General features: G+C 68.3%; 9 protein-coding genes. All 9 read right to left on the reverse strand.

The window, feature by feature from the left end:
• Positions 1-8,979 (reverse strand): lonely Cys domain-containing protein (locus tag ACP4J0_RS33355; protein WP_426602445.1); only part of this gene is annotated, 8,979 nt, incomplete at its 3' end.
• Between the two features lie 10 nt (positions 8,980-8,989).
• Positions 8,990-9,331 carry a hypothetical protein gene (locus tag ACP4J0_RS33360; protein WP_426602446.1) on the reverse strand — a complete coding sequence of 114 codons (342 nt, stop codon included), beginning with the start codon at positions 9,329-9,331 and terminating at the stop codon, positions 8,990-8,992.
• The gene (locus ACP4J0_RS33365; RefSeq protein WP_426602447.1) at positions 9,331-9,831 is read right to left on the reverse strand and encodes a YbaB/EbfC family nucleoid-associated protein; all 501 of its coding nucleotides are present in this window, start codon (positions 9,829-9,831) and stop codon (positions 9,331-9,333) included. The genes ACP4J0_RS33360 and ACP4J0_RS33365 overlap by 1 nt, the downstream gene beginning before the upstream one ends.
• 28 nt (positions 9,832-9,859) lie before the next feature.
• A complete protein-coding gene (locus tag ACP4J0_RS33370) occupies positions 9,860-13,603 on the reverse strand; it encodes an AAWKG family protein (RefSeq protein ID WP_426602448.1) in 3,744 nt (1,247 codons plus the stop codon).
• Positions 13,604-13,667: 64 nt separating this feature from the next.
• Positions 13,668-14,171 (reverse strand): type VII secretion system-associated protein, encoded by a 504-nt coding sequence (locus tag ACP4J0_RS33375; protein WP_426602449.1) that lies wholly within the window; start codon positions 14,169-14,171, stop codon positions 13,668-13,670.
• Between the two features lie 206 nt (positions 14,172-14,377).
• On the reverse strand, positions 14,378-14,698 hold the full coding sequence (locus ACP4J0_RS33380; RefSeq protein ID WP_426602450.1) for a WXG100 family type VII secretion target: 321 nt from the start codon (positions 14,696-14,698) through the stop codon (positions 14,378-14,380).
• A 206-nt stretch (positions 14,699-14,904) separates the two neighbouring features.
• Complete coding sequence (locus tag ACP4J0_RS33385) at positions 14,905-15,240, reverse strand: WXG100 family type VII secretion target (RefSeq protein ID WP_426602451.1); 336 nt, start codon at positions 15,238-15,240, stop codon at positions 14,905-14,907.
• Positions 15,241-15,532: 292 nt separating this feature from the next.
• On the reverse strand, positions 15,533-17,023 hold the full coding sequence (gene eccB / locus ACP4J0_RS33390) for a type VII secretion protein EccB (protein WP_426602452.1): 1,491 nt from the start codon (positions 17,021-17,023) through the stop codon (positions 15,533-15,535).
• A 44-nt stretch (positions 17,024-17,067) separates the two neighbouring features.
• On the reverse strand, positions 17,068-18,444 hold the full coding sequence (gene eccD, locus ACP4J0_RS33395; protein ID WP_426602453.1) for a type VII secretion integral membrane protein EccD: 1,377 nt from the start codon (positions 18,442-18,444) through the stop codon (positions 17,068-17,070).
• Positions 18,445-18,655: the final 211 nt, after the last annotated feature.

Genomic DNA, 18,655 nt, shown 5'->3' on the forward strand with positions numbered 1-18,655 from the left:
AGCCGCCCACTCACGACGAGACCACCACCCCTCCCTGCCCACCGGGTTCTCCGAGGGCGACACGAACTCCGGAACCCGTGTGCCCCGAAGCACCGAAGAATCCATGGAAGGAGAAGACGAGACCGGAAGGTAGGGGACGGGGGCGGCACGCAGGACGACGGGGGTCTGGAGCTCGCCCAGCCAGTGGCTGGGCTCCTGGTCCTCCGGGGAGTCGAAGTCCAGCAGTCTCATGGCGGCGGCGGGCAGTTCCACCTCGCGCTCTCCGTCGGCCTCCAGCCGCCGATCGGACTGCCACGGACTGGTCCCCCCGGACGTCTCCAGGACTTCAGCGATCCAGCCGCGCACATCTCCGATCAGGGCAGTAGCCCGGCCCAGCAGGGCCTGCCGGACCTCGTCCATCCACTCCTTGCTGCTACCGCTCCTCGCGAACGCTTCAAGCCCTTCATCAACCAGGCGGCTGAATTCCACGTCCCGCATCAACACCATGGGGAAATCGAACGAGTCACCGGCCAACCCCCCGTCGACAGCCTGCTTGATCGCCTCCAACAAGCCCGGGCCACCCCCCGCAGGGACGGCGGAAGTCCTCTCCGCCTCGAAAGCCCGCAGCAGCGGCACATCCGCCCCACCAAATCCCGGCGGCACCGACACAGCAGGAACAGCCGGCCCCTCCTCGTCAGCACGCCAGTTGCGCCCCGGCACAGGCTCGCCAATAGTCCCCACCTCGCCCGGCCCCGAGAACACTCCCAGGTGCCTGTCGAGGTGGAACGCGGCCAGCGCCGCCACACTCCCCGCCCGGTCGGCAGCCTTGGCCTCCCCCACCACCCGGAAGAACTTCCGGTAACTCCCAGGGCTGACCTCCTGCCCGTCAGGCAGATGAAGCACCCCGCGAGCCATCTTCTCCAGCACACCGGCATCCAGCGGCCCCGGGGAAAGCTCGGCATCCGCGCGCCGCACCGCCTCCAAGACCTTCAACCCGTCAAGGTAACCGGGGAAACCTTTATCGTCCGTCTGTACGCCCAGCGCACCCTGCAGCAACTCCACCCACTCGGGGGAGGGCTCCGCCGACAGCACCTCACCCCCGGTGATGCCGTCACCACCACTACCAGGACTGTTCCACCCCCCTTCCGGATACGCCGGCACCTCATCGTCCTTGCTCTCCGGCTCACCGGGCAGGCCAGGCTGCTCGGCACCTTCCTCCGGCGAAGACTGGTCGGGCCCAGGTTCGACTTTCTCCCAGGTTTCGGGGGGCCCGTCGTCCCAGGCGGCGGGGCCCAGGGCGGCGGGCAGATCGGTGGGCCCGGCAAAGGACTTGGAGTCCTTGGACTCCGTGAGGAACTCGGTGAGAGTCATCCCCGGAGCACCGGCCTTCGCAGCCAGTGCCTTGCCCAGCATCTCCCGCATCACCGAAAGCAGCGGCCAGCCCTCCGGGGCGCCGGACTGCCACTGCTCGTACTGCTGCGCGTACCGCCTGGCGATGTCCTCCAGCAGCGCCCAGGTCAGCGGCCCACCCAGCCCCTGCCTGGCATAGGCCGGGTCCGCCAGACGCATCCGCTCCAGCCGGCCGAACGCCTCCAGCAACCGCTCTTCAGGACCGATACCGAAAATTTCACTGATGGCACGCACCACCCGCACCATCCGCTCCCGCCGGTTCTCCGGCGGCAGGTAGTTCAAGCGCAGGTGCTGATCGGCCAGTTCCTGCAGCCCGGCCCCTGACGGCTCGGGATAGAACAACCGCGGAACCATTTCAGGAACTTGACCGGGGAAATCAGCGGTGCTCGACAAGATCAGCGCCGCCGGGGAGCCATCGTACGGAACATCGGTGCTGATCTTCGTGGACGTGGCGCGCACCATGACCTCGGCGGCGTTGGCCGTCTTCTGAGCACCACGGGGCACCACCAGCGGATCACTGTCCGGAGCCCGCGACCCCGCAAAGCAGACTTGCAGGTGTACGGCTTCCTCCTCGCCCAGCCCTCTGAGACCTGGATCACGCTTCAGGAACTTGCCGAACTCCTCGTAATTCACCCATGCCGTGACGCCATCATCCAGCTGTATCGCCATGCTCTCCGAGTTACCGTGCGCAATTACCACGTACCCAGTTTCCGGACCATCCAGAGCATGGGCAGGGCCCAGGGCGAACAGGTCATCGCGGAACTGGCGATAAAGACCCACGGCAGAAAGGGAAAGCGATTCCGCCGTCGCGGCGGCTTCCTCAGGGGTCAGACTGGCCCAGCCGTGGACTTTCATGCCGTCCTTGGTGAGCACTGTGTATCGCATCACACGGCTGTCGGGGAGCATCTCCCCATATTTCGTGGTGAAGAACCCCGGCTGGGGGACATACCCGGGCTTGCTGGGAATCCACCTGCCTGCAAGGGCATCAGGACTACGGAGCATCAGCACGTGGACGTTCTCCGTCTCCGGGTCGCGCCAGAAGCCGAGGTCTCCGTCGGTGGCCCACACCGTGTAGTCCCCGCCGCCCGGCCGCTTGGCCAGCCGGTCGGCCACCACCCGGGGCAATTCCAGACCACCCGCCCCAGCCCTGTTCACCAGGAATGCCACCGGACCACCCGCCGGCATGACCGGATCATGACTGAGCAGCTCCGCCAGCTCCTCAGCCCCCACCCGGTGCTCCTTGCCGGTCTTGTCCAACACGACGACACCCTTGTCGTGACCATCCGCAAGCAGCACATACGAGTTCTTACCAGCCCACTTGGCCTCCTCCAGCTCCAGCTCCGACTCCGGCTCGGTACTAGTGATGACAGCGACCTGGTCCAGATCAAGGGGATCGACCGCCAGCCCTGTCCAGTTGCGTCCCGGGAGAAGGCCCTCGCCGAGGGACTTCACCTCGCTCGATCCCGAGAACACCCCCAGGTGCTTGTCGAGGTGGAACGCGGCCAGTGCCGCCACACTCCCCGCCCGGTCGGCAGCCTTGGCCTCCCCCACCACCCGGAGCAACTCCCGGTAACTCCCAGGGCTGACCTCCTGCCCGTCAGGCAGATGAAGCACCCTGCGGACCAGCTTCCCCAGCACACCCACGCCCAGCGGCCCCTGGGAGAGCTCAGCATCCGCGGCCCGCACCGCTTCCAGAACCCGCAGCCCGTCACGGTAATCGGTGAAGTGCACATCACCCGGCCGCACACCCAGCGCACCCTCCAGCAGCCCCACCCACTCACCAGCGGTGTCGTCCCTCTGGCTCTCCGACTCGTCGGACGCACCAGGCTGTTCGGCGTCGTTCCCCGGTATATTCACCCAGGTTTCGGGGGGTCCGTCGTCCCAGGCGGCGGGGTCCAGAGCGGCGGGCAGATCGGTGGGCCCAGTAAAGGACTTGGAGTCCTTGGAGTCCTTGAGGAACTCGGTGAGAGTCATCCCCGGGGTGCCGGCCTTCTCGGCCAGTGCCTTGCCCAGCATCTCCCGCATCACCGAAAGCAGCGGCCAGCCGTCCACCACCTCACCGGGCTCCGGCACCCCGTCCCGCTGCGCGTATCGCCTGGCGATGTCTTCCAGCAGTGCCCAGGTCAGCGGCCCACCCCGCCCCTGCCCGGCATAGTCCTCGTCCGCCAGACGCATCCGCTCCAGCCGCCCGAACGCCTCCAGCAACCGCGGATCAGACGTGGAATCGACACCGAAGATCTCATTGACGGCACGCACCATCCGCACCATCCGCTCCTGCGGCTGATCCGGCGACAGACCGTTCACAAGCAAGTGCTGCTCAGCCAGTTCTTGCAGCCCGGCCCCTGACGGCTCGGGATAGAACAATCGCGGAAACACCTCAGGACCATCAGCGGGATTCCACAACGCCAGCGCCGCCGGATACTCACCGTTTGGATACTCGGCGCTAAGCGACTCGGGTATGGCCCGCACCACCACACCGGCTGTGTTGGCCACCTTCTGGCTCTTGCGGGGCACCACCAGCGGATCGCCCTCCGGGATCCGCATCCCCGCCTCGCAGGCGACTAGCTGTACAGCCTCTCCCTCGCCCAGCCCTCTGAGACCAGGATCACGCTTCAGGAACTCGCCAAACTCCTCGTAATCCACGTCCACACAAGTGCCGTCATCCAACTGCAGCGCGATGCCCTCTTCGCTGCCGTGGGCGGACACCGAGTACCCGATCTTCGGACCTTCCAGATCATGGGCACGGCCCACGGAACCCAGATGCGGACGGTACCGGTACCACTTCTCCACAGAGGACAGATAACGGTCTCCATCCTCCCGTTCAGCGGTCTCTTTAGAGTTAAAGCTGGCCCACCCATGGACCTTCTTGCCATCCTTGGTGAGCAGCGGGTACTGCACCACACGGCTGTCGGAATATTCCCGGCCGTCCATCGTGCGGAAGGTTCCCGGCTTCGTGCCCGGCGGGAGGGCATATCCGGGCTTGCTGGGAATCCAGTCACCCATCGGAACTTCCCCGGGGCTGTGGCGGTGCAGCAGCGCGTGGAAGTTCCCCGTCTCCGGGTCCTGCCAGTAGTAGAGGTATCCGCTGGCGGCCCACACCGTGTAGTCCCCGCCGCCCGGCCGCTTGGCCAACCGGTCGGCCACCAGCCGGGGCAACTCCAGGTCCCATCCGGCCCCGCTCGCCACGAACACCACCGGGCCATCTTTCGGCATGGCAGGATCATGGCTGAGCAACTCCGCCAGCTCCTCAGCCCCTACCCAGTGACTCTTGCCGTTCCTGTCCACCACATAAAAACCCCTGTAACCACCGCCTGCCAGGAGCACATACGGGTTCTCACCGGCCCACGGAGCCTCCTTCCGCTCCAGCTTCGGCTTCGGCTCCAGCTCCGGCTTAACACTGAAGAGAAAACCGACCTGGTCCAGATCAAGGAGATCGACCGCCGACCCTGTCCAGTTGCGTCCCGGCAGAGACCCGCGGCGGGTCCTCACCTCACCCGGCCCCGAGAACACCCCCAGATGCCTGTCGAGATGGAACGCCGCCAGCGCCGCCACACTCCCCGCCCGGTCGGCAGCCTTGGCCTCCCCCACCACCTGGAAAAACTCCCGGTAAGTCTCACCGGTGACCTCCTGCCCATCCGGCAGATGAAGCACCCAGCGAGCCATCGCCTCCAGCACACCGGCATCCAGCGGCTCCTGCGAGAACACCGCATCCGCAGCCCGCGCCACCTCCAAAACCCGCAGCCCATCACGGTAAGCGGCGAAGTTCTCCTCACCCGGCCGCACACCCAGCGCGTCCTTGAGCAACTCCACCCACTCGGGGGAGGGCTCCGCCGACAGCACCTCACCCCCGGCGATGCCCTCGCCACCACTACCAGGGCTGTTCCACGCACTCGGAGGAGGGAAGGCAATATCCGGGGCCGTGTCCACTCCCGCAAGCGGGGGATGGGCGGGCGCGCTGGTGGGCGAAGCGGAGGCCGGGCCGGGCCGGGGAGTGGAGGAAGGCTGGAAGGGACGGAAGGTGCGGAACTCCGGCTTCGTGCCGTCCTTGGTATGGGAAAGGTGGATGACAGGACGCTCACCCAGCGTACCGTTCACATTCCGGAAGGCGAACTCGCCGGTCGGGGCGTGGACCGTCTTGCCGGTGATGTCGGCGATGATCTGCGCGGCGTTGATCCTGTCCCCGTACTCGCCGACGGGGATGTCACGGCCGGACTCGCAGGCGATCAGGGTGATGTCGGTGAAATCCGCGAGGGCAGGGTTTCCCTGGAGCAGTTCGCCGAGTTCCTCGGCACTGAACGCATGGGTCTTGCCGTCGGCCCCTTCGACGCGGAAACCCTCCTTGTCGTAGTGCATGCCGAGGAAGAACGAGCCCTCGATCTCAGGCGGCAGGTCCTGCCAACTGCTCACCTTCTTGCCCTGCTCGTCCATCCACCACTGCAGGAACCGCTTCTGCCCGGAGAGCTTGCCGTAGCGGGGCATGCGCTCGGCCAGATCGGTGGCATTGAAGGAGACCGCGCCGATGAGCTCACCGGTGCTGGAGTCCCTGATCGGATTGACGACGGCCGGGGGGTGCTCCCAGTCCTTCCTGGTCCGCCCGCCACGCGGTGGTGTCCGCCACGACCGTCCCGGGCCGGTGGCCCCGGGGGCGGTGAAGGCAGCCCTCTGGCGGGGAGTGGGACCGTCTCCCTGCCGGGATGCCGGGATGGCGGCCCCGGGAGCGGTGGCGGTCTGGGCGGACGTGGAAGCCTGAGGAGACGTGAGGACCTGGGCAGAGAGGTTGTTCTGTGTGGATGTGGTGGTCTTCACGGTGCCGGGGACGTCGGCGGTGGTGGGCACCTTGTCCACGGGCTGGGCATGGACGCTGTACGGGCCGCTGGTGAAAACGGAGGAGGCGGCCGTGCCGACGGCCGGCCACGCTCCGCTGGAGACGGAGACCGGGGTGTGGAAGGTGCCGGGGGCGGGCTGGACGGACTGCCGCGGACCGACAGCGGGTTCGGATGCCGCGGTAACGGGAGGTGTGGCCCCGGTGGCGGGCATGCTCGCAACGGGTGCGGCGGTGGGGCCCGCGCTGATGGTGGGGACCGGCGCCGGCACCACCGCACCATCCGACTCCACCGGCTGGCCGGGCTCGACGGAAGTGAGCGTCTGCACCGCCGGGCCCTGCGCCGGATCACCAGGGAGCGAAGGCGTGATACCCGAGGTGGGGGGTGCGGCAGAAACCGTCTGGCCAGTGGCGCCGGTGGTCTGCTGCTGGGTGTCCGGCCGTCCCGGGATCGCACCGGCGGCCTGCTCGGGCGTGCTTTGACCAAGCATGCTCTGGCCGATGACATCGGCCGGCGCCTGCCCCGGAGCCTGGGACTGGTTCTGACCCTGGGTCTGGTTCTGACCCTGGGTCTGGTTCTGACCCTGGGTCTGAAGCTGGGCAGGCGTCTGTACCGGGCCCTGGGCCTGCGCCTGCGCCTGGCCCGGAGCCTGGGCCAAGGTCTGTGGCTGGACCGGAACCGTGGTGGAGGGGAAGGCGGAGGGTGCGACCGGTGCGTTGGAGACGAGTGGCAGCCCACCATCCACGGTCTCGGCCGAGGGAGCCTTCACACCACTGCCGGCACCGACGGTATCGGCACCGATGGTGTCGGGCTCGGTGATCGCCGTGTCGTCACTGGCCGTCGACCCTGCGTCGCTGTCGCTGTCGCTGACGCTGGACTCGCCGGATTCCAGAGCGGTGTCGTCGAAGCCGTCCCCAGCAAAACCGGGACCGGAACCGGAGAAACCGGAGAAGGAAGACAGGGCGGAGGACGCGGACGGAGTGAGCCCCGCACCGTTCACTCCGACCGTACCGTCCAAGCTCCCGTCACGGTCGACCTCACCGACGTCACCGAGATCACCGACGTCGCTGGGGTCACCGACATCACTGAGGGCGCTGACCTCACTGAGATCAGAGGGTATGTAAGCGTCACCGCTGAAGTCACTGACGTCGCTGACCGAGAAGCTGTCACTGTCCACGTTGCCGGGGAAAGACGAGGAAGGCTCCGTGGCGGGAGGAACACCGGCGCCCCCCACGAAGGAAGCAGAGGGGTCGAAGGAAGCAGAGGGGACCGAGGAGGCAGGGGGAACGGAGGAGGCGGGGGGAACGGAGGAGGCGGGGGGAACGGAGGAGGCAGGGGGAACGGAGGAGACAGGCGGGACGACGGAGGAGGCATCGGCTTCGCTGTGCGCTATCCCGGTGGGGACACCACCACCCGTGCCGGTGCCGGTGCCCTGCACGGCGGACGGCACAGTGGAAGCCGTCAGTGGCCTCTGCGCGGCGGGCAGCGCCCCGGGCAGCACCCCGGCCGCCTGCCCACCGGAGACACCAGCCTCCTCCACCACCGGACTTGAGACAGCAGCAGCGTCGGAGACAGCACCGGTGTCCGAGACGGCAGCGGAGACGGCAGCGGAGACGGCGGTCTCCGAACCGGTGGTGGAGGAAGCCGAGTCGGGGACGGTGGACGACGTGCTGACCGCCGGGCCACCACCGATCACACCCACCCCCGCCACAAACGCACCGGAACTGGTCGAGACCGCGGAAGGCTTCTCCCCGCCCACAGCACCGCCGGCGGAGAACTTCTTCAGGAAATCGGCGGCATCATTGCTGTGCTGCGCCCCGACCGCGCCCTGGTTGAACTTGTGCGTCAGGAAATCCGTGACCTTGACCGTCGCATCGGCAGCAGCCTCGAACAGCACCCCACTGATACCGGCCTGCACGAACGTACCCGGCTTGAACTCATCCCACTTGCCATACACGACACCCTTGACGAACCACTCCGCGACCGCCTCCGCAGCACCCTCGTTGACGAAGGCCTCCGGAACCTGCAACGCCTCCTTGAACCACTGCGGCTTGTCCTTGAGGACATCCTTCAACGCCCCCTGAACCGCCTGCCCCAACGCCCCGCCCACCGCACCGGCCACCGCACCGAAGAACGCCGAGACCCCGATCTCCTTGCCGTCCAGGCTCTTGCGCTTCCGCTCCGGATCATCCGGCGCGATCATCGACGTCAACTGCGCACCCAGCGACGTCAGCGCCTCCTCGACCGCCTCCGTCACCGTCGTCGACACCAACGGAACCCTGCGCGACAGACGCTGCAGAACCAGCATCATCCGCAACGCCGTACGCGCCTCCACCAACGGAATCTGCGCAGCCGCCGCACCCCCGGAAAACACCACCTCCACCGCGATCGCCGCCAGCTCGATCTTCATCAGCACGAACTCCCAGATGAGCTCGTACTTCGCCTCCGCAAGCCGACGCGAATACTCCACCTGCTGCTCGGCGGCCTTCTCCGCCTCCTGCGCCAGCTCCGTCAGCCGATCCAACCCGCCATCGGATACGAACTGCCCCAACGCCAGCGCGAACTGATCCCCGATCGCAGGCGGCAGCGAATCCTTCGCCCACGACAACACCCGCTGAGTCTGCGCACGGTACTCCCGCACATCCCCAGCCAGATCCTGATACGGCAAACGACTGTCAAAACCCAGATCCTCATTGCCACGAGCGACATTCGCCCCCAGCCAGATCTCCATGAACTCCGCCATAGCCGGCGGAAAGTCGATCGCCATCAGAAACCGCTCAACGCCTTACGTCGCCCTGCTGCTGAATATCATTCAGCGCGGTATCCTGCGGCTTCTGGATCGCCGCCGCCTCCGCTCCAAGAGAATTGACCAGCCCTTTAATCACCCCGTCCACGGCCTCGACCGCCATCGCGAGGGCCTCCATCACCTTCTTCACCTCGGGAATCACAGCGTCGGCGAAATCGTCCCCCTGCCCCTCCTGACCCCAGCAGCCGAAGTAGTACTCGTAACCTGCCTTGAGATTCGCAGCCATCTTCTTGCCAAGAAGCTCAAGAGCTGCCAGCTCCTTGCTGCTCTTCACGATTTCGGAGGGTTCAGCGGCGAACGTGGGCTCGGCCATCACATACCGCCCTTCGGCCTCGGCCGGTCGCCGGCGGACTGTCCGGGCGCGGTAGCCGGCATCTCGTCGTCCTCATGGATCTCGTCGTGGAAACGGCTGGGCCGCTTCGGCTGCTGCGGGGAGTCGTCGGCGAGCAGCGAACCGAACACCTGACTCCAGTCGACGCCCCGCACCTGCCTCGGGCTGCCGGCCGGGGCACGCCTGGTGACCGGGTCGAGCAGCTCCACCGCCGCGTGTGCCATGGCGGCCCGGGCGGTGGTGATGGCCTCCAGCACCGCGGCGGAGAGCTGCGCGGCGGCCATGGTCCTGTACCTGCCGTCGAGGAACTCCACGGCGGCCACCTCGCCCCTGCCGTTGACGGTGACCTGCACCGACCGATCGGACGAATGGGCGGTATGCCTGGCACTCTCCAACTGTGCCTGGGCGGCGACCACGTCCTTCTCCAGTTTCTCCACCTCGGCTGTGGTCCTGGCGATGCGGTCCTCCAGCGAATCACTCAACGCCCTCTCCCTTCTTCCCGGTCGGTTCTCATCGGCCCAGCGCCTGTGGCGCGCCGCCCGCGTCGGTACCCCACACGTCCTCGTCCTCGGCCAGCCAGGTGGTGCGCTCGCGGTCGCTGCTCTGGGTCTGCTGGTCCCCGCCCCCGCCGCCCGTCGGGCCCATGGGGGGCATGAAGGGCATGCCGCTGCTTGTGCTCTGCGTTCCGCGCGGCGCCACCCGGTGTTCCTCGTCCGCCGCCGAGCCGGCGACGGCACGGGTGGGGCGGGTGATGGTGGTGTCCATCACCTGGCGGCCCCGCTCTGCCACGGCGCCGCCCCCGCCCCCGCCACCCGCGCCATTGCCCATCATCGGCGGGTACATCGGGGAGCCGGGCGGTCCGGCCTGCGAGGAGTTGGCACCGACCGCGGCGTCCTGGCGGCCCAGAGCACCGCCGGGTGCGTCGGAGCCGTAAAGGTTGTCGCTGAAGGCGGAAGCGTAGGGAGTGGAGGCGTAGGGAGTGGAGGCGTAGGAGGAGTTCGTGCCGACTCCGGCGGGGATGCCGGGCTCGGGAGGGGGAGGCATGTCCGCCAGGCGCTGCTGGATCAGGTCCCCGATGCCCTTGTTGCCGCTGTTCAGGCGGTCCTGCTCGGCCTGCACTTCGGCCATCCGCTCGTCGTAGCGGGCTCGGGCGTCCCGGCGGGCCTCCTCGGCCTCGGAGCGGGCCTCCTGACGGGCTTCACGGGCGGCTTCCTTCTCCTGCTCGTACTCGGCCCTGGCCTGCTCCTGGCTCTCGTCGACGGCGGCGACGGCCTCGGCCTCGGCCCTGTCGATCTCATCGAGCCGCTCCTGGTACTGAGCGCGGGCCTCTTCCTGGCTGACGCGGCCTTCGGCCATCTGGCGTTCGTACTCCGCCTTCGCCTCGGCGCGTTCGGCCTCGGCGTCGGCCCTGGCCTGCTCGCGCTGCTCCCCGGCGGTCTCCTTCGCCTGCTCGTACTCCCGGCGGGCCTCGGCCTCGCGCTCGTTGGCCTCCTTCTCGGCGGCCTCCCGTTCGGTGCGGACCTCGGCCTGCTCGCGCTGGAACTGCTCCTGGGCGTCGTTCTTGGCCTGCTCGGCCTCGATCCTGGCCTGGGCCTGCTCCTTGAGGGCCTGCTGCTGGACTTCCTCCTGCTGGGCCTTGACCTCGGCACGGTCGTGCTCCTGCTGAGCCATCGCCGCTTCGCGGTCCTGCTCCGCCTGTTGCCGAGCCTCCTGCTGAGCGGCCATGGCCTGGCTCCGGTCCTGCTCCGCCTGCCGCTGGGCCTCGTCCTGGGCGGCCATCGCCTCGGCACGGTCCTGCTCCTGTTGGGCCATGGCCTGGGCCCGGTCCTGCTCCGCCTGCTGCTGAGCCTGCTCCTGCTCGGCCTTCGCCGCAGCCTGCTCCTGCTCCTGCTCGGCCTTGACCTCGGCGCGGTCCTGTTCCGCCTGCCGCTGAGCCTCGTCCTGAGCGGCCATCGCCTCGGCACGGTCCTGCTCCTGTTGGGCCATGGCCTGGGCCCGGTCCTGCTCCGCCTGCCGCTGAGCCTGCTCCTGCTCGGCCTTCGCCGCAGCCTTCTCGGACTCGGCCTCCGCCTTCGCCGCCGCCTGCTCAGCCTTGGCCGCAGCCTTCTCCTGCTCCTGCTCGGCCTTGATCTCGGCGCGGTCCTGCTCCGCCTGCCGCTGGGCCTCGTCCTGAGCGGCCTTGGCCTCGGCCTTCTCCTGCTCCTGCTCCGCCTTGACCGCGGCCCGGTCCTCTTCGGCCTGCTTGCGCTGCCGTTCCTGCTCGGCCTTGGCCTCCGCGCGCTGCTGAGCGGCCTGCTGAACCGCCAGGGCCTGCTGGTTCTGTACTTCCTGCCGGTCCTGTTCCTGCAGGGCCTTGGCCTCGGCGCGGTCCTGCTCCGCCTGCCGCTGAGCCTCCTCCTGAGCGGCCTTGGCCTCGGCCTTCTCCTGCTCCTGCTCGGCCTTCGCGGCCGCCTTCTCGCTCTCAGCTTCCGCCTTGGCCTGCTCCTGCTCAGCCTTCGCGGCAGCCTTCTCCTGCTCCTGCTCCTCCTTCGCCGCCGCCTTCTCGCTCTCGGCCTCCGCCTTCGCCGCTGCCTGCTCAGCCTTCGCCGCAGCCTTCTCCTGCTCCTGCTCCTCCTTCGCAGCCGCCTTCTCCGCGTCAGCCTCCGCCTTCGCCGCCGCCTGGTCAGCCTTCGCCGCAGCCTTCTCCTGCTCCTGCTCCTGCTTCGCAGCCGCCTTCTCCGACTCGGCCTCCGCCTTCGCAGCCGCCTGCTCAGCCTTGGCCGCAGCCTTCTCCTGCTCCTGCTCGGCCTTCGCCGCCGCCTTCTCCGCGTCGGCCTCCGCCTTGGCCTGCTCCTTTTCGGCCTTGGCGTCTTCCCGGTCGTTCTTGTAGTCCTCCTTCTGCTGCTTGAGGAAGTCCTCGCTCTCCTTCTGCTGCTTGTCCGCCTCCTCCTTCTGCTTCTTCGCCTCCTCCTTGGCCGCGATGTCGGACATCGCGCGCTTGTCCTTGTCGGTCAGCTCGGGAGCGAAGCTGTCCTTCGCGTTGGCGAACGCCATGGTGACGTTCGTGACCGCGGCGGCGGCAATTTCGTTCAGATGGGCCTCCGCGGCTGCTACCCAGCCCGCGACGGCCTTCTCGCCGATCTTCTTCCAGGTCGCCGTGTCGTCGGGCGGGCCGAAGTTCTCGCCGTCGATGATGATGGCGTTCTTGAATCCCTCGTCGGCCACCACCACCGTGCGGGAGGACGTGTGCATACCACTGCCGGTGTTGCGGGTCGCGAAGTCAATCTTGTCGTACTGGTGGTCGAAAAGTTGGAGGGTCGCCTTCTCCAGCAGGTCGTACAGCCAGCGCTGCGGGGACCGTACGGCGCTCCAGGCGGTCCAGGCGGTGATGAGGTTGTTCACCTCGTCGAGGATCGTCTGCTGGATACGGGCCAGGGCACGGCCGGGCGCGGTGCTGACGGGGTAGCCGTCGATGGTGACATCGGTCCCCTGGCCGCCATCGACTCCCTCACTGAGCTGGTCGACGTAGCCGTTGTAATTCTTGGCCAGCTTCTCGACGAGCTCCTTGAACAGGTTCGCTCCGGTGCCGGCCCAGGACTCGCTGCTCTCGCCGATGTCCTTCTTGTCCCACTCCTCGATCTTCGCGGCGCTGTCCTGGAAGAACTTCACCGCCCGCTCGAAGGCTTTGGCGGTATCGGTGAAGGAGATCAGATCGACGTAGTTCTTGTCGTCCACCGCCAGATTACGGTCGGTGAAGCCCACGGTGGAGTAGTTGTCCCTGAGGTGTCTCAGCGCCAGGACCGACCCGTGTATGTACTGGGTCATGGGGATGGTGCTCCACTTGATGTGCTCGCCCTCTTTGTTCCACCCGCCCTTGTCCTTGAGGACCGAGCTGGTGTGGTCGGCGCCGGCCGCGATGTCCTGGCCGCTGGGGATCTGCTCATCGATGGTGCCCAGGATGGTGATGTACGCGTAGTAGTGGTTGAGCGAGGTCCCCTTCGAGATGTCCTCCGGCTGGGTCTCGGCCGGCTTCATGTAGGGGATGATCAGGTCGGTGCTCTGCTTCCGCCATCCGATCGCCGCGTAGAAACCGGACTGGTGACCGGAGTCGTCGTTCCCCATCTTGTGCAGGCGCACATGCATCAAGGGGATGTCGTCATTGCCCTTGAGGGTCTCGAACAGCGTGCTGCGCGCCGGCAGGACATAGCCGGTGAGCATGTCGACTGCCTGTTTCCAGTAGTCGTCATTGTTGTTGAAACTGTCGTCACTGGGCACTGAGGACTCCGCGGTGCGTTACGGGAGAGGGACGGCGGTACGGGGGTACGGGGACCGGCTCGGATCAGGCGTCGGTGTCATCACCGCCGTCGTCATCGCCGTCGTCATCGTCGTCGTCGCCGACATCGCTGCCCGCGTAGGTGCCGCCGCCTTCCATGGCGGCGTCGACGTCCTCGAAGATGTCCATGAACGTCTCGGCCGTGATCTTGTCCAGACTCCCCTTCTGGCTGTCCGTCAGTTCCTTGACGGTCTCCTCAAGGGCTTCCTCGATGTCGTCGAACAGCACACGGTGGTCCTTGATGACGCTGTGGATCGCGTCCGCGGCCGCCTGTATCTGCTCGTTCAGAGCCTTGCCGCCGGCGCCGCCCTCGCCCGCCATCTGTCCGATCACCAACGGCCGGGTGGACTTGAGCGTGGTGATGTCCGGGTCGCCGATGGAAGAAGGGGCCGGCCCGTCCGTGGAGTCCTTGAGCATCTTGTCCAGGGCACCCTTGAACTCGACGATCTCCTCACTGATGAAGGCCTTCAGGAACCCGCTGTCGAGCGCTGTGGTCTTGTTGTCGGCCATGTCCTCACCTTCTCTCTGATGGCATCGGCACCGCGGCACCGCAGACGCCCGCGCCGCGAGGGGAGCGGCGCGGGCGCGTCGTGGACCGCATGGGATCACGGGACCGGCTTCTCACCCGGCACGGCGGGAAACCGGCACTTCCCCAGGCGGTGTGCGCCGTGACCTTCCCGTGGGTCACGGCGAGGTCGTCCGGCACGGAACGAAGGTCAGCGGGTACCGATCGTGACGTTCGACCAACGGTCGGAGAGGGCCTTCTCGGTGTAGCGGTAGTTGTCCGAGATGTCGGTCAGCAGGACCGAGTTGTCGGCCAGCAGCCGCTTGATGTTGTCCACGGCTTGGTTCCAGTTGGCCTGCACCTGCTTGTAGACGTCGCTGTCCTCACCGATCCAGCTGCTCTTCAGCTCGGTCAGCTCCATCTCGAGGTTCTCGATGATGCTCATGATGGCCTGCGACTGGGAGACCATGTCGTCGCTCGCGTTCTCCGCGTGCTGGTAGTCGATGTAGATGTAGCCATCGCTCAGATCCATGGGGTCCTCGATTCACCGCGAATGCGGGCAGTGGTGCGGCTACCGCCTGTGGGCGGGGCGGGGGCCGGCGAAGGTGGCAGGTCGGCGGTGAACGCGCCGACAGGGCGGTCGGCGGCGTGCGGCGGGGGCACGCCCGGACCGGAAGTCCAGCCGCCGAGCGACTCGGCCCGCTCGTCCGGGCCGAGCTCCCGGGAAATCCTGTTCGGTCAGACCGTGTTGAGGCCGTCGAACACCATGCTGGAGCGGAGCTGCTGGCCTTGGATGACCTCGTTGGTGGCGCCCTGCGTCAGGCCGTGCTCACGCAGGGTCTCGTTCAGCTCCTCGACCATCCGGTTCAGGTTGAGCAGGATCGTGTCCACGTTCTGGTCCCACTGGTCCAGGAGCTTCCCGAAGGCACCACCGTCACTACCGCCGTACGACGTGCCGAGATTGTTCCGGGTGGCCTGGACATCCTGCTGGCAGCGCTGAACGCCGGTGTGAGCCATCTCGAGCGCCTGGATCCCGTTCCGGGTGGCGCCCTCCTCGGACTGCTGCAAAGCCATGGAGGATTCCCCTTTTTTCTCCGCTGGTTCGCCCCTCACGCCGTCCGGTCTCTGCTCGCCGCATACGGGCACATGACCTTTACGGTGGACCTGGGGCAAGGAAATGGGCCATTGAGTTGGGACAGATGATAAGCACACCTGAACGAGGTGTGCAAACATCCCTCAGCCCATCTCCTTTGCCGCGTTACTCAATTGAGCGGCAATTTCCGGGATTTATTTGCTCGATTGAGAGAAAGGCAGAGGTGAAGGGTTCCATAAAGGGCATTTCGCCGATTGCTCGGCGCCGCGGAAACTACTTCGCCTCACCGCCGGGGCGGGCGCAGCGCACCGAGATGCGCGGCTCGCCGGTGGTGGCGGACTCCTTGGTCAGGTCGGGTCCGGTGGGCAGCATCGACAGCACCTGTGCCGGCAGGGTCTGCTCCTTCGCGTCGCCGTAGCCCAGCGCCTCGACGGCCTCCTGGGCCAGCAGGCGGTGTTTGACGCCGGTGTCGGTGATCAGGAACGTGGTGTCCCCCAGCGGGCTCCCGGCCGTACTCAGCGCCCGCACCAGCACCCCGGTGCCGGGCCGTACGGAGACGGTGTCCACGGGCAGGCAGGCCGGTTCGAACCCCGGCTCCGGACTCTGGACAGCGGTCTCCAGGGCCGTGTCGGGCAGGACCGCGGTACCCACCCGGACACTGCCTCCGGTCGAGGTGGTGTCGGCGCACACCACCTCACCGGCCGCGGCCCGGTCGGGCTCGGGCGGGCTGGCGGGCAGTCCGGTCTCCTCCTCCTGCCGGACGGAACCGGAGGCCAGGTGGCCGGTCAGGGCGTCGGCGCCGAGAGTGGTCACCTGTGCCTCGCCGCCGCCGTAGGCCTCCTTGGCGGTGCGCGGATCGCCCAGGACGAGCGCGGCCGCGGTGTCGCTGAGCGGGACCAGCCCCTCCTGGCGCAGCAGGTGGTACCGGGGGTCGGAGCCGGGCACGTCCACCCGGAAGACCTGGCCGACACGGGTGGCCCGGCCCCCCAGGCGCGGGCCGTCCTTGCCCCGGCCCGCCACCTCGGGCGGGGCCAGGTCGGGGCCCTGGGGGAAGGCGTCGAGGAACGCCGCGGAGACCGGGCGGGGGGTGACGGACCCGTAGCCCAGCGACCGGACGGCGTCAGCGTCCTCGTCCAGGCGCAGCCGGGTGCCCTGCCACAGCAGGTATTCCCCGCCTTCGGGGCCGGCCACCAGCACCCCGGTGCCGGGGCCCAGCCGACGTGCGCCAGGGATGTCCGTCACCTCACCGGTACCGATGGCCAGGGCGGTCCGGGCCCGGGGCGCGCCCGTCGCGGTGCGTTCGGTGGCCGAGCACACCTGCCAGGGGCCGGTGTCCAGGTCGCCGGCGCCGGGCAACGCGTCCGGGGCGCCGGGGATGCCCACCGGGGTGCCGTGGGGGGTGCCGTTCAGGGAGGCGGTGTTCGCCGAGGAGGCCTCGGGTGCGCCGCCGCTGATCAGGCGGGCCGAGGTGTAGTTGCGCACCGGGCGCAGCCGGCCGTCCAGGTACAGGTAGGAGGCGCCGGTCTGCTTGTCGAGCACCAGCTTGCCCTCGGCCTTCCAGGTGGTGTTCCCGCCGGGTCTGATCAGGCCGAAGACGAAGGCGCCGGCGCACACCAGCAGGGCGATGATCAGACCGATCGCGGCCCCGCGGTTGGTGCGCCCCGACGGGCTCTCGGGCTCGTCGGGGTCCGCGCGCAGCATGGCCGAGGCGAGCCGGCCCATCACGAACAGGTGGGCTTGGACTTGGTCGCGTTTGTTCTGCATGGTGAGGTGAGGTCCCGGGTCTGATGGACGGTGGAGGGGCCGGGTCAGCCGTTGAGGCCGCGCAGCAGGCCGTACACGCCCACCGACCACAGCATCAACGGCAGCATGCTGATCGCGGCCGCGGAGTGCAGCAGTTCGGCCGCGCGGCCCCAGTAGGGCACCAGGCGGCGGCCCGGAACGGTCCACGAGGCGATCGCGAGGGTGGTGGTCAGGCCCAGCAGGCCGACGGCCAGGGTGATCCGGCCGCCGCCGTCCAGGCCGTGGGCCGCGGCGTACAGCAGCAGGGCGGTTCCCCAGGCGCCGGCGCCGCTCAGGGACAGGCGCTGCCAGACGTTGCCCAGGCCCCGGCTGTGCAGAAGCAGCACGAGCGACAGGGCGATCGCCACCCAGATCTCGGCCCATTCGGGATCGACGGTCAGCGCGAGCAGGCACGGCACGCTCACCAGGCCGATGACGCCGTAGAAGGCGGTCATCCAGCCGTCGGCCAGGACGGAGCGGGTCTCGACGTCGTTGGCGGAGTAGGGCTCGATGCCCTCCTGGAGTTGTTGGGCGTTGGTCGGCAGCGGAGGCATCCGCATGCCCGCCAGGCGGAAGGACAGGGAGGGCACGAAGCCGCCGAAGAGGACGACGACCACCGCCACCATGCTGGCGGCCTGCTCGCCGGTCAGCCCGGCCAGCAGCAGGACCGCACCGATGGCCCCGGCCAGCGCGGCGGCGACGATGCCCAGGAACAGCGCGGGGTAGGTCCCCACTGCGGCCAGCGCGAGAACGGCTGCCCCGGCGGTGGCCGCCGAGGCGGCCAGAGGGGCGTTGCCGTGGGCGGGAGCGTCGCCGGGAAGCAGCCAGCCGGCCAGCGCGAAGTACGGGACGGCCGTCACGCCCAGGACGGTCGCGGCGCCGGCATCGCCCACGGCGCGGGCCGCCGCGCCGGCTCCGGCGACCAGCAGCAGCCCGAAGGCGGCGGCGGCCAGGGCCCGTACCCAGACGGCGGCCCCCGGCTGAGCCAGCAGTACCAGGCCGAGGACGAGGGTGGCGGCGGCCATGCCGTGCAGCAGCCGGCGGCTGGCCTGCGGGCTCCAGCCGTGGTCACGGTCTCGCAGCGTGGTGGAGATGCCGTCGACCAGGTCGTCCAGATGGACCTCGGGCAGCGCCTCGTCGCGGGGCCGCAGGTGCAGCACCTCGCCGTCACGCAGATCGAGGGAGTCCAAGGTACTCTCGGGGTCCAGCGGCGGGCCGCCCAGGCGCTGGAGCACCCAGCCGCCGTGTTCCAGCCCGGCCTCCGCCAGGTCCTCCCCTCCGTAGTCGATCACTGTGGGCAACAGGTCGGCGACGGGCACATCGGCCGGCACGGCCAGGTCGACGGTGCGGGCGGGGGCCTGGACGGTCAGGCGACACAGGGATACGGCCTGTATGTCAGTCATGGTGGTGGTTCGCACTTCCTGGCAGACCGCGCTCGTCGCGGTGGCGTGAAGAACACCGAAAAGGGTGGGGTCCGGCAGCCCTGAGCGGGACCGGACGGCGTGACGTGTGCCGATGAGTTTGACCGGCAGCCGCTTGTCCGCGCAACGGCCGGCGTGTTCCACCACCCGCCGCACAAATACCTTACGCCAACAAGCCGGCGGGCAAAGAAGG

Origin of the sequence: Streptomyces sp. WG7, from assembly GCF_049975785.1 — a bacterium.
Classification (GTDB): Bacteria; Actinomycetota; Actinomycetes; order Streptomycetales; family Streptomycetaceae; genus Streptomyces.

Excerpts from the sequence above, each read along its gene's own strand:
- ACP4J0_RS33360 (WP_426602446.1), bottom strand. The coding sequence starts at position 9,331 with ATGGCCGAGCCCACGTTCGCCGCTGAACCCTCCGAAATCGTGAAGAGC.
- ACP4J0_RS33375 (WP_426602449.1), bottom strand. The coding sequence starts at position 14,171 with ATGGCCGACAACAAGACCACAGCGCTCGACAGCGGGTTCCTGAAGGCC.
- ACP4J0_RS33380 (WP_426602450.1), bottom strand. The coding sequence starts at position 14,698 with ATGGATCTGAGCGATGGCTACATCTACATCGACTACCAGCACGCGGAG.
- ACP4J0_RS33385 (WP_426602451.1), bottom strand. The coding sequence starts at position 15,240 with ATGGCTTTGCAGCAGTCCGAGGAGGGCGCCACCCGGAACGGGATCCAG.
- eccB (WP_426602452.1), bottom strand. The coding sequence starts at position 17,023 with ATGCAGAACAAACGCGACCAAGTCCAAGCCCACCTGTTCGTGATGGGC.
- eccD (WP_426602453.1), bottom strand. The coding sequence starts at position 18,444 with ATGACTGACATACAGGCCGTATCCCTGTGTCGCCTGACCGTCCAGGCC.